We start from the raw sequence: 12,273 nt of genomic DNA on the forward strand, positions 1-12,273 counted from the left end.
GCAGTTTTTAACACATAGGCACATAGATTTACATAGACCACATAGAGGGAACCAAATTCCCTATGTGTTCTATGTGTTTCTATGTGTTCTATGTGTTTCCTATGTTTCCTATGTGTTTCCCTATGTGTCCTATGTGTCCTATGTGTTTCCTATATCTATAGCCAGTTGGGTATTTGCATTCACAATAATCTTTCCTAAATTCACTCTAAATGTAAAAACACCTGTGTATGATTACCCGGAAAATGATTGATGATCTTTCATTCCAGATAATTGGTTGTGCAATTGAGGTACACAAATTCCTTGGTCCCGGACTGCTTGAATCTGTATATGAAAAATGCCTTCGCCAGGAACTGAAATTAAAAGGCTTTTCAGTTTCAAGTCAGTCAAATGTTCCTCTCAAATACAAAGGCATGCGTTTGGATTGTGATCTGCGGTATGATATTCTGGTTGAAAATCTGGTACTGGTTGAATTAAAATCCGTTGAATTTCTTCATCCGGTTTTTAGGGCCCAGCTCCTCACTTATATGAAACTTCTGAAAATTCCCAAAGGGATACTACTTAACTTTTACTGTTCCAATATTTTCAAAGAAGGCCAGTATACGTTCGTGAACGAATACTATTCTTCTCTGCCAGACTGAATCCCCTGAAACTGTGTCTCACATTTTGGATGAAGCACCTGTTTTCAGCAGTTGCTCATCAATAATTTTTTTAAACATTGCTTTGGTTTCTTCACGGGTACGCGCTATTCCGGAAGATCCAAAGATCTGTCCATTTACCGGGCAGAAAAGAAAGGCCGGTATTCCCTGAATGCCAATTTCGGCCGCCAGTTGCTGTTCCTTCTGTGTGTCAACCTTGTAAATATAGATCTTGCCGGCATATTCCCTTGCCAGTTCTTCCATAACCGGCGCAGCCATGCGACAGGGGCCGCACCAGTCAGCATAAAAGTCCACAATGCAGGGTTTGTCGCCCAGATATTTCAGCCCGTTCGGATCATCGATATAATTGACAACCCTGGCCAGAAACTGAGCCCTGGTTAAATGAATGGGTGCACCAACCGAAACCGAATCCTTTGCCAAAGCTTTCTTTTCTCCTGAGGCATCCTTGCCCGGAGCTGCCTTTCCATTGCCGCATGATGTACCCAACGTAAGTATTCCAAGCATTCCTGCTACCAGAATATTTTTCAGCAGTTGCGTCTTTGATTTCATATATTTCAGGTTTTTATTCATCATTTAAGATGACACAAAAATAGAAATAAAAAATATTATATGCAAATATCTATATATTTATATAATATTCTAATATTCATCAATTCCTATCAGGTCTCTGATCACAACGGAGGCGCACCAGGCACCAAACATAGCCGGCATGTACGATACGGTTCCTGCCACTGTGCGTTTGTTCTGTTCACCGCTTACCCAGTCAAGCACTTTCTGCGGTAATGTCTCCGGAGAAAACACAGTTTTAATTCCTTCTCTTACGCCAAGTTTATGCAGATGCTTTCGCACGTAATGTGCCAGTCGGCAATTGTAAGTTTCTGATATGTCAGCCACCTGAATAAGCCCCGGGTCAAATTTATTCCCTGATCCCATGGAACTGACCACCCGAAACTTTCTTTGACAGCAGTGATAGAGAAAAAACACCTTTGGGGAGAGGGTATCGATGGCATCAATCACATAATCAAACTCAGCCTGATCGAGCAAGGCAGGAATAGCATCATCTTTCAGAAAAGTTTTGACTACCGTGAGGTTCAGATCCGGATTGATATCTTTTAACCTTGCGGCCATAACATCAGCCTTTGGCATTCCTTCAGTGCTCAGGAGAGCCGGCAGTTGGCGGTTCCGGTTGGAAGCCGTAATGAGGTCGTGGTCTGCAATGGTCAGATTTCCAATTCCACCCCTCACAATAAGTTCCGCAGCCCAGGATCCCACGCCCCCCAATCCGGCAATCAGAACATGCGACCGTTGCAGTTTTGCCATTTTCTCATCGCCCAGCATTAGCCGGGTTCGTTTCAACCAGTCATTCATTGGTAAACAGTTTGACGGGTAACCTTAAACTCCGAAAAGCCGGGTAAAATTCATTCGTATGGAACGACGCAATTCATCCTGACTGATTTCTTTTATTTGAGCAGCCTTCTGATACAATTCTTCAACGGAAACATTCGCATCGTCCGTTTCGAGAAACAACCGGTCAACCGGGAGTCTGGCAAACACGCCGGCATTTTTTCCGTCCGGTTTTAGCAGACTGCGTCCAAACGAAAGATAACAGCCTGATTCAATAAGATCCGTAGCAACATCGTAACTTGAATTAAACCAGTGAAAAAGCCACGGAACCGTCCATTTAAGCGATTTGCGCAGTTTGATTATTTCGGTATAGGCCCTAACACAGTGGATTATTACCGGTTTACCAACAGACTCGGCAATTTCAAGCTGTGCAAGAAAAACTTTTTCCTGAACCGATAAAACCGTTTGTATATTTTTATCCAGTCCGCATTCTCCGATGGCCAGCACCAGCTTATTTCCAGCATGAGTCTGCAGTGCGTCCATCATTTTTTCAGCCGGAAACTGTTCAATGTGCCAGGGGTGAAAACCTATGGAGCAAAAAACTTCCGGTTTAAAATGATCAGTAAGTTCCTGTGCAAAAATGTTTTGCACAAAAATCCCATTTTTTCTCCGGGAATGCGTATGAACATCAATGTACTCCATTTCCGATAACCGCAACAGCCTTTTCGATCCGTTGTTTTATTTCCTCTGTTCCGAGTATTTCGCAAATAAGGGCCAGATCGGGTCCCATACTGCTTCCAACAAGGCATAGTCTGAGACAGTTCATCAGATTACCTGCAGGAATGGACTTTGCTTCGGCAAAATCATGGATAGCCTGTTTAATTTCCGGAGCCGTAAAGGAAGTCAGTTTTTCAAGATGTGCGGTTAAGGAAGAAAGCCATTCAGGCATCTGTTCGCTCCAGCGCTTTTTCACAATAGCCGGGTCATAGCTTTCAGGCCTTTGAAAGAAAAACCAGCTGTGATCCCACAGATCGGAAACAAAAACGGCACGGTCTCTGACCGTTTCAACTATCCGTTCAACTGTATTTTCGTCGGCGCGTACACCTTTGCTTTGAAGAACCGGCAGGAAAAGCCTCACAAGTTCCGGTGCCGGTTTTTTGCGAAGGTACTGCTGATTAAACCAGCGAGCCTTTTCGGGATCAAAGCGTGCACCCGATTTGTTAACCCGATCGAGAGAAAATGCCTGTATCAGCTCATCCAGGGTGAATAATTCCTGTTCTGTACCGGGGTTCCATCCCAGCAGGGCCAGCATATTAATAAAAGCTTCAGGGAAGTAACCCTGTTCCCGGTATCCCATGGAAACTTCTCCGGTTTCAGGATCTTTCCATTGCAGAGGGAAAACAGGAAATCCCATTTTATCGCCATCCCGTTTGCTAAGCTTTCCCTGTCCGTTTGGTTTCAAAATAAGAGGCAGGTGGGCAAATTCCGGCCTTTTGTCTTCCCAACCCAGACCGCGGTATAGCAAGACATGCAGGGGTAAGGAAGGAAGCCACTCTTCACCGCGGATGACATGAGTTATCCGCATCAGAAAGTCATCCACCACATTGGCCAGGTGATAGGTCGGGAGGCCGTCAGCCTTGAAAAGAACCTTGTCATCGAGGGTGGAGGTTTTTACTCTGATCTCGCCCCGAATCAGGTCATGCATCACAATTTCTTCATCGGGAGGCATTTTAAAACGTACCACATGGGGTGCACCAGCGGCAAGCAATTCGCGCACCCTGTTTTCAGGCAGGCTCAGAGAATTCTTCATATGCTGCCTTGATAGAGCATCATAGGCAAAAGATTTCCCCTGAGCTTCGGCCTCTTTCCGCTTCTGATCAAGTTCCTCGGGAGCATCAAAGGCATAGTATGCCCAGCCGGCATTAACCAGCCGCTCGGCATATTGCCGGTAAATCGCACTTCGTTCCGACTGACGGTACGGGGCATGGGGCCCTCCGATGCCCGGGCCTTCGTCATAATGCAATCCGCACCATTGCAATGATTCAATGATATATTCCTCCGCGCCGGGTACAAACCGCATCTGATCCGTGTCTTCAATCCGCAAAATAAACGATCCGTTGTGCTTTCGTGCAAAGAGAAAGTTAAACAATGCCGTTCTTACTCCGCCCATATGCAGAGGGCCTGTCGGACTCGGTGCAAAACGCACCCGTACATTCTTATCAATCATTGTTCCCTGTTTTATGGTAAAAATACGTTTTTTCGCCAACGGTATTTAAACGGTATCGTCATAAATATGGCGATTGTTCAAAGGACAAATTACATTCATGGCCCGTAAAAACCATTCATTTTCTTCATACACAAATATGCTCAGGCCGGTGTTCGGAAGCTTGAAACGGCGGGGTGCCTCGAAAGGAATTCTCAGCACAAGCCGGATTGCCGTATTGACAACGCCTCCATGAGTTACGGCCAGTATGCGTTTGCCCGGATATTTAACCGGCAATTCGTCAAGAAACTGCTGAACCCTCTGCCGCAACTGATTTTTGCTTTCACCGCCGGGAACAGCGGCATCAGAATTTCCCGACCAGATCATTGCCGCCTCCTGGGGATATTTCTTCTCTGCTTCCTCCCGATTAAGTCCATGAAAAATTCCAAAATTTCTTTCGCGAAGGAGCGGTTCCGTGGTAAAAGCTGATATGTTCAGGAAGGAATTGACAAGTCGGGCCGTTTCCTCAGCTCGTCCAAGATCGCTTGTTATGAGCACATCAAAAGAGACCCCCTGTAAAAACTCGCCCAGTATGCGTGCCTGCTCACGTCCATTTTCGGTTAATGGACTGTCGATCTGTCCCTGAAACCGCTTTTCCAGATTCCACAATGTCTCTCCATGCCTTACAAGGTAAAGTTCGGTGTGCATTTCGGCATATTTTTAACAGGCGACAAAAGTAAATGGTTTCAGCCGAAAAAAAGTACTCTTAATTACAGGATGTTCAAAAGAAAAGTCGCAATGTGAATTATTGCCGCCTGCAGTCATCACCATGCATTTAACCTGTATCCAATTATTCTGCTGCCAGAATTTTTCATTTGCCTTTGGTTCCTTATTTTTTTAGTTCAAACATTCATGCCATAATATTTGGGTTTCACATCCGGAATTCAATTAAATTTGTATCAAGAGAAAAAAAATTTCTGTGAAAAAAGTTTTACGAAAATACTCACTGAAGAATGTTCCTCCGGAAAGTGCTTTCTGGAAAACCCGGACTTATGAAGAACGATTAGAGGCCGTTGAATTTCTCAGGATGCAATTTTATTATAATGAAGCTTCACCCAGATTTCAAAGAGTTTTTACAATTGTTGAACGCACATCACGTTAAGTATCTTCTGGTTGGAGGATATGCCCTGGCCATACACGGCTATCCAAGAAGCACAGGAGATATGGATATATGGTACCAGAGCGAACCCGACAATATCGACAGACTTTTGGATGTTCTCAGACAATTCGGTTTTTCATCAACCGGATTAACTGCAACAGACTTAGTGGAGCCTGAAATTGTCATACAACTGGGATATCCTCCTGTCAGAATTGATCTTATGAATTCCATCACCGGTGTTTCTTTTGATGAAGCTTTCGGAAGAAGAATTTTAATCCATGCCGGCGGGGTAGAAATCAGTTGCATTAGCCTTGATGATCTGAAGCGCAACAAAAAAGCTACCGGACGACTTTTGGATCTATCTGACCTTGAACAGCTTGAAGGCCTTTCTTAGAAGCACATCATGTTAAATATCATTTTTTAGGCCATGGAAAAAGTGTACTTTTCGGCACTTTTTATACCACTATGGCAGAAAATATTCTTGTTATTGGTGCTGCTGGTCAGATTGGATCGGAACTGGTAATTGAATTGCGCCGGATTTACGGAAACGAGCATGTGTTTGCTACCGACATCAAGCAACCTCCGGCCGATGTTATGGAAAGCGGGCCGTTTCAGTTTCTGGACGTAATGGACGACAAACATTTAATCCATTTTGTTGTACGCAATAAAATCAGTCAGATCTATCATCTGGCGGCAGTTCTATCGGGAAACGCCGAGCGGCTTCCCATTCAGGCCTGGAATATCAATATGGAAAGCCTGATCAAGGTTCTTGAGGTAGCACGCATGTTTGAAGAGGTACACAAGGTTTTCTGGCCAAGTTCCATTGCGGTATTCGGACCCACAACACCAAAGGAAAACACACCCCAGCTCACCGTGATGGAACCGACCACGGTTTATGGAATCAGTAAACTGGCCGGTGAACGATGGTGTGAATATTATTACAGACGGTATGGGGTGGACGTCCGCAGTATCCGATATCCGGGTCTGATAAGCTATAAGACCGAAGCAGGCGGCGGAACAACTGATTATGCAGTGGAAATTTTCTATTCAGCTGTGAAAAACGGCAGTTACACCTGCTTTCTGAACAAGGACACCAGATTGCCCATGATGTTCATGGCCGATGCAATCCGTGCCACCATTGAACTGATGGAGCAACCCCTCGAAAACCTCTCCATTCATTCGTCCTATAATATAGCAGGTATCAGCTTTACCCCGGAAGAGCTTGCCAACGAAATAAAAAAACATATTCCCGGGTTTACCATAGACTATAAACCCGACTTCCGCCAGGCCATTGCCGATTCATGGCCTCATAGCATTGACGACAGCATTGCCCGGCAAAATAACGGATGGAAACATGAGTACGACCTGCCCCGCCTGACAGAGGTAATGCTGCATGAAATCCGCAAAAAATTTCAGAAAAACTGATTCGCCGTTATACAAAACGATGTGAAGAAAAAAATTTTGAACTTTTTTAACCTTTTTAAAAAACACTGAATAAGAGTTAGCTGGTCAAATAAAACTATTCTATCATTTCATAAAACAACCTCACCATGTATACACGTTTTCAGAAACACCTTCAGAAAGAGCTTGCATCCATAGAAGAAGCAGGCTTGTTCAAAAGGGAACGCATCATTGTTTCTCCCCAGGGAGCTGTTATTAAACTCAATACAGGAAAGGAAGTGCTGAATTTCTGCGCCAATAATTATCTTGGTTTGTCTTCTGACAGGGAACTTATTGCAGCAGCAAAAGAGGCTCTGGATTCGCACGGTTACGGGATGTCGTCGGTTCGTTTTATCTGTGGAACCACAGATCTTCATAAAGAGCTGGAAGCTAAAGTGGCTGAATTTTTCGGCACGGAAGATTCCATTCTGTATGCCGCCTGTTTTGATGCTAACGGCGGAGTTTTTGAACCATTGCTGGGAGAAGAAGATGCCATTATTTCCGATGCCCTGAATCATGCTTCTATTATTGACGGTGTAAGGCTCTGCAAAGCCCAGCGATACCGATACGCCAATGCCGACATGAACGATCTGGAGGAGCAATTGAAAAAAGCCCAGGAACAGCGTTTCCGGCTTATTGTAACCGACGGGGTATTTTCCATGGACGGAAATGTAGCTCCGCTCGATAAAATCATTGAACTGGCCGAAAAATATGATGCCATGGTAATGGTTGACGAGTCTCATTCAGCCGGTGTGGTTGGCAAAACAGGAAGAGGAGTTACCGAACTGTTCAATCTGAGAGGCAAGGTTGACATTATAACCGGAACACTCGGAAAAGCCTTTGGCGGAGCCATCGGAGGATTTACCACCGGGAGAAAAGAAATTATTGAAATGCTGCGCCAGCGCTCAAGGCCTTATCTTTTCTCCAATTCCCTGCCTCCCATGGTCGTTAACGCAGGTATCCGCATGTTTGAAATGATGAGCAAAACAAATATCCTGCAGGACAAACTCCACCGCAACACCGAATACTTCTATTCCCAGATGAAACAGGCAGGTTTTGATATCAAACCAACCCAGAGCGCTATTGTACCCATCATGCTGTACGATGCCAAACTCTCACAGGATTTCGCTTCCAGGCTTCTGGAAGAAGGAATTTATGTGATCGGGTTTTACTACCCTGTTGTTCCGAAAGGACAGGCACGCATCAGGGTTCAGCTTTCGGCAGCTCACGAAAAAGAACACCTTGACAAGGCCGTTAAAGCATTCGTAAAGGTGGGAAAAGAACTCAAGGTTATCTGATCCATCTTTCTCAAATTATTTCGAGAAAATCAGGATAAATTTCTAAATTGCCTTCAAAATTTTATCCCTATGAGGTCATTTGCTTTCATCAGGTGGTTTTTTATTTTTTCTCTGATATGCGGGCTTACCGATGCCCAGGTTACCTTACCCCGTATTTTCAGCAACCATATGGTACTCCAGCAGGAAATCCCTGTTCCCTTATGGGGTTGGGCAACCAAAGGAGAAAAAATACAGGTCAGTTTTAACGGGCAAACCCTTTCAGCCCGGGCCGACAACAACGGCCGGTGGAAAGTTACGCTTGCTCCCATGAAGGCCGGCGGACCTTTCGAAATGACCATCCGGGGAAAAAATACCCTCACCCTGCACGACATTCTGATTGGGGAAGTATGGATCTGCAGCGGACAGTCCAATATGGAATTCCCATTGTCGCAGGTAAAAGACGGAGCCAATGAAGTTGCCTCGGCAAACTACCCCCGGATCAGGCTTTTTACCGTTCCGAAAAAAATGAGTACTCTTCCCCTTAACGACCTGGACGACGGCAAATGGGACCTCTGCACTCCTGAGACAGCTGCCGGTTTCTCAGCCGCAGGATATTTCTTCGGCCGCCACCTTCATCATGAACTCAATGTGCCCGTTGGATTGATTAACAGTTCCTGGGGCGGAACCATCGTTGAAACATGGATGAGCAGGGAAGCAGCTATGGCCGATCCCGATCTTTCGGAATGGCTGGCCAGTGTTGGAACATTGGATCTGGAAAAAGCACAAGCTGAATCAGTGCGGAAAATTGCGGAGTGGTATCAGAATCTCGATAAGAATGATAAAGGACTTAATGAAAGGTGGTTTGCTGCCGAATACGACGATGCCTCATGGAAAGAAATGAACCTGCCATGTCTGTGGGAAACGGATTACCTTCCCGACTATGACGGAGTGGTGTGGTTCCGTAAAGAATTTATTCTTTCTGAAGAAGATGCCCTTGGAGAAAGCACCCTTGAACTGGGACCAATAGACGACAGTGATTTTTCATTCATTAACGGGATTTCTGTTGGTTCCACGATCAACAAATACAATGTTCCGCGCATTTACAAAGTTTCTGCAGGAGTTCTCCGGAAAGGGAAAAATGTTATTAGTGTTAGAGTTATTGATACCGGAGGCGGTGGAGGAATGTGGGGTGAAAAAAACCAGATGTTTCTGCAGCTTGCCAGCGGGAAAAAAATTGATCTGTCAGGAATCTGGAAATTTGCTCCCTCTTTTGAGGGAAGGCCTCCTCAGCAGACATTTTCAGGACCCAACAGCTACCCTACCCTTCTGTACAATGCGATGATTCACCCCATAATACCTTACGCCATTAAAGGAGCTATCTGGTATCAGGGTGAGAGCAATGCCGGCAGGGCTGAACAGTACCGGCGTCTGTTTCCTGCACTGATCGCCGACTGGCGCAACAAATGGAACGAAGGCAATTTTCCTTTCCTTTATGTGCAACTGGCCAACTTTATGGCACCCGACAAAGAGCCGGCAGAAAGCGCCTGGGCAGAACTCAGGGAGGCCCAGACCATGACCCTTTCGGTCCCAAATACCGGAATGGCCTGTATTATTGACATAGGTGAAGCCAACGATATTCATCCAAAAAACAAACAGGATGTTGGGAAAAGACTGGCTCTTGCAGGCCTTAAAGTTGCCTATAACACAGATATAGTCTATTCCGGTCCGCTTTATCAGTCGTACCAGACCGAAGGAAATAAAATAAGAATATCCTTCTCTAACATTGGTTCCGGCCTCATGGCAAAAGATAAATACGGGTACGTCAAAGGATTTGCTATTGCAGGGGAAGACAAAAAGTTCGTTTGGGCACAGGCGTTTATTGATGGAAATACCGTCGTTGTCTACAGCCCGTCCGTGCAAAAACCAGTGGCCGTGCGTTACGCCTGGGGCAATAACCCTGACGACGCCAACCTGTATAACAAAGAAGGATTACCCGCCGTACCATTCCGTACTGATAACTGGAAAATGATAACAGCCGGGAAAAAATGAGACTTTGTAATTTTTATTATTACTATCAGTAGCGTTTAAAATGTTTATTAAATGCTCTGATATCAAAAACCTGGTGATGACCGGTACCGTTGGTAAATACCTTGTAAAAAGGAAGTCTGTCACCCATAGGAGGCACATAGTCAAAGTAATAAAACTCACCTTCATCAAAAACAATCCCTTCGTCCGGAGATGACAGAGATTCAATACATTTACAACGGTTCATGGTTTTGGGTTTTATTTTTTCACCGATTTTCTAGACTGAGATTTTTCAAACAGTTTGCTCCATTCACGTTTTTTGCGCTTTTTCCAGTCACCTTTGTGATAGAGGTAACTGGTTATGAGAGGCAGAACGGTAGTAGCTTCGGCATAGACCATTTGTTCAAAGTTGGTTGAAACTTTTCCCCAGGAAGAAGCTTCTTTCAAAGTTGAACTGGAGCAGGCGCCATCACGGACATCTGCCACCGTAATCTGAATGGCATATTTATGCATTTCGGCTTCGTACCCCAGCACTTCAGCACATACTACCGTATCCTGGGCAAAATTTTTAGGTACGCCGCCGCCAATCATAAATAAGCCTGTAGTTTTGGCCGCAATTTTAATCTGGGTAAGCTCCCTGAAATCTTTTACCGAATCAATGGAAACATGTTTTTCAGGATGACTCCACTGATGTTTCACCAGTCCAAAACCTGCACTGCTGTCGCTGAAAGCAGGACAGAAAATGGGAACATTGTGTTCAAAAGCTGTCTGCACCAGAGATCCTTTCTTTTTGGCATGTTTTGTGAGGTAGCGGCCCATTTCCCTTATGAACTCGCGCGATGAATACACGCCGGGCTTGAGTGAGTCAGCAATTTTGGCAATGGTATTATCACATTCCTGCAATTGTTCTTCGTCAATAAACGTATCGTAAATGCGGTCAATATAAAGGCTTCTCAGCAAACCATCATCAATATTCGGAGTTCCTTTATAGTGCTTGAAACCAAGTGCCTCAAAGAAATCCATATCAACAATAGACGCACCGGTTGCCACAATAACATCTACCATATTATAGCGAACCATGTCGCTGTAAATCTGCATACATCCGGCAGCGCTTGTACTTCCTGCCAGAGTAAGAATTACCGTACAGTTTTTGTCGTTCAGCATGCGGTCGTAAATGTCAGCAGCCGAAGCTGTGTCACGGGATGTAAACGACATATCGCGCATGGAATCGATAATGGGAGTCGCGTCAAATGATGCAATGTCGATGTGTTTTACAGGAAATTTGAGAAGATCCTTTTTTTTCATCATAGTATAATTTTAATTTTCCAGGGTATGATGGAACCTACATGTTTTAAAAAGTTATATTTCAAAGTGTTTGGGTTGCAAAACATGTGGGTTTCATATTATTTACAATTTATCGTTCAATTGATGAGTCACTTATTCCGGAAGGTTTCAGACTCATCCATTTTGTGCAATTATGCCCGGAGATCGCAAAACCTCCGGGCAATATGGATCAAAAAACAGACTCTTCAATGCTTCGTTGAACGCAGTAAGTATCTGTTTTATGCATTCATTCCGATAACCGGGTAGACATAATTAACGAAACACAGTGCTACCAGAGCAGTGCCAAAAGCCTTTTCAGGCACAAAGCTTTCGGTAATTTTTTCTATGCCTGACAAAGTAAATCTTTCGGAAAAGCCGTTCAGGTACAATTCTTCAAGACTGGCTTCAAGGCGGGCGTTCAGTTCGTTCAGTCCGTAGTTGCCATAATGCTCACACACAAGCCCTCCGAACTTTTCGTTTGTCTTCCTGTCGTGCAACCATCCGTAAATGATCCCTGCTGTGGCCTGCTCACCCTTTGAAGCGGTACATACTGACATAATACTCTCCATGACAGCGCCATGCTCAAGCTGCTGAGGTCGTTCAACCTTACGCGCAATTCCGGGTAAAATGGATGAGTACGTCATGATATTACACATTTCTATTCCTGCCGATTTTAAAGCCAAATGATACGACCCGGCATGAACGGTAATATCACTTTCACCAGTACCTTTGGTAACAAAGTAGTCCCGTGGAATCCGGTTACCCACCAGAATTCCATTTAAACCTTGTTGCTCCCGAACAAGATTTAAAGTTGATGTCTGAGTTATCATCCTTACTCATAAAAAA

At 44.6% G+C, this 12,273-nt stretch carries 13 protein-coding genes; 5 read left to right on the forward strand and 8 right to left on the reverse strand.

The annotated features are described in order from the left end of the window. The first annotated feature begins 227 nt into the window (after window positions 1–227). Window positions 228–638, forward strand: coding sequence for a GxxExxY protein (locus GX419_13570; GenBank protein NLI25725.1), 411 nt, complete (start codon window positions 228–230; stop codon window positions 636–638). An 18-nt stretch (window positions 639–656) separates the two neighbouring features. On the opposite strand, the gene GX419_13575 is transcribed toward GX419_13570, so the two are convergent. From GX419_13575 to GX419_13595, 5 genes are all read right to left on the reverse strand, one after another. Further along, window positions 657–1,160, reverse strand: a complete 504-nt coding sequence (locus GX419_13575) for a redoxin domain-containing protein (GenBank protein ID NLI25726.1) — start codon at window positions 1,158–1,160, stop codon at window positions 657–659. 135 nt (window positions 1,161–1,295) lie between these two features. Further along, a complete protein-coding gene (locus tag GX419_13580; GenBank protein ID NLI25727.1) occupies window positions 1,296–2,024 on the reverse strand; it encodes a tRNA threonylcarbamoyladenosine dehydratase in 729 nt (242 codons plus the stop codon). A 24-nt stretch (window positions 2,025–2,048) separates the two neighbouring features. Beyond that, the gene (locus GX419_13585) at window positions 2,049–2,651 is read right to left on the reverse strand and encodes a TatD family hydrolase (protein NLI25728.1); all 603 of its coding nucleotides are present in this window, start codon (window positions 2,649–2,651) and stop codon (window positions 2,049–2,051) included. 37 nt (window positions 2,652–2,688) lie between these two features. Then, on the reverse strand, window positions 2,689–4,227 hold the full coding sequence (locus GX419_13590; GenBank protein NLI25729.1) for a glutamate--tRNA ligase: 1,539 nt from the start codon (window positions 4,225–4,227) through the stop codon (window positions 2,689–2,691). Between the two features lie 45 nt (window positions 4,228–4,272). After that, window positions 4,273–4,911: a histidine phosphatase family protein gene (locus GX419_13595; GenBank protein ID NLI25730.1), complete on the reverse strand. Its 639-nt coding sequence runs from the start codon at window positions 4,909–4,911 to the stop codon at window positions 4,273–4,275. A 395-nt stretch (window positions 4,912–5,306) separates the two neighbouring features. Here GX419_13595 and GX419_13600 point away from each other — a divergent pair, with 395 nt between their 5' ends. The 4 genes from GX419_13600 to GX419_13615 all read left to right on the forward strand — a co-directional run bounded on the left by GX419_13600 (window position 5,307) and on the right by GX419_13615 (window position 10,128). Next, window positions 5,307–5,756, forward strand: a complete 450-nt coding sequence (locus tag GX419_13600) for a hypothetical protein (protein ID NLI25731.1) — start codon at window positions 5,307–5,309, stop codon at window positions 5,754–5,756. 71 nt (window positions 5,757–5,827) lie between these two features. Beyond that, window positions 5,828–6,787 (forward strand): NAD-dependent epimerase/dehydratase family protein, encoded by a 960-nt coding sequence (locus GX419_13605; protein NLI25732.1) that lies wholly within the window; start codon window positions 5,828–5,830, stop codon window positions 6,785–6,787. 125 nt (window positions 6,788–6,912) lie between these two features. Further along, window positions 6,913–8,100 carry a glycine C-acetyltransferase gene (gene kbl / locus GX419_13610; protein ID NLI25733.1) on the forward strand — a complete coding sequence of 396 codons (1,188 nt, stop codon included), beginning with the start codon at window positions 6,913–6,915 and terminating at the stop codon, window positions 8,098–8,100. Window positions 8,101–8,169: 69 nt separating this feature from the next. Next, window positions 8,170–10,128 (forward strand): 9-O-acetylesterase, encoded by a 1,959-nt coding sequence (locus tag GX419_13615; GenBank protein ID NLI25734.1) that lies wholly within the window; start codon window positions 8,170–8,172, stop codon window positions 10,126–10,128. 25 nt (window positions 10,129–10,153) lie between these two features. On the opposite strand, the gene GX419_13620 is transcribed toward GX419_13615, so the two are convergent. The 3 genes from GX419_13620 to GX419_13630 all read right to left on the reverse strand — a co-directional run bounded on the left by GX419_13620 (window position 10,154) and on the right by GX419_13630 (window position 12,194). Then, a complete protein-coding gene (locus GX419_13620; GenBank protein NLI25735.1) occupies window positions 10,154–10,351 on the reverse strand; it encodes a hypothetical protein in 198 nt (65 codons plus the stop codon). Between the two features lie 11 nt (window positions 10,352–10,362). Then, window positions 10,363–11,409, reverse strand: a complete 1,047-nt coding sequence (locus GX419_13625; GenBank protein NLI25736.1) for a deoxyhypusine synthase — start codon at window positions 11,407–11,409, stop codon at window positions 10,363–10,365. 257 nt (window positions 11,410–11,666) lie between these two features. Then, window positions 11,667–12,194, reverse strand: a complete 528-nt coding sequence (locus GX419_13630; protein ID NLI25737.1) for an arginine decarboxylase — start codon at window positions 12,192–12,194, stop codon at window positions 11,667–11,669. Window positions 12,195–12,273: the final 79 nt, after the last annotated feature.

The sequence above is a fragment of the Bacteroidales bacterium genome (assembly GCA_012517825.1).
Taxonomy (GTDB): domain Bacteria; phylum Bacteroidota; class Bacteroidia; order Bacteroidales; family JAAYUG01; genus JAAYUG01.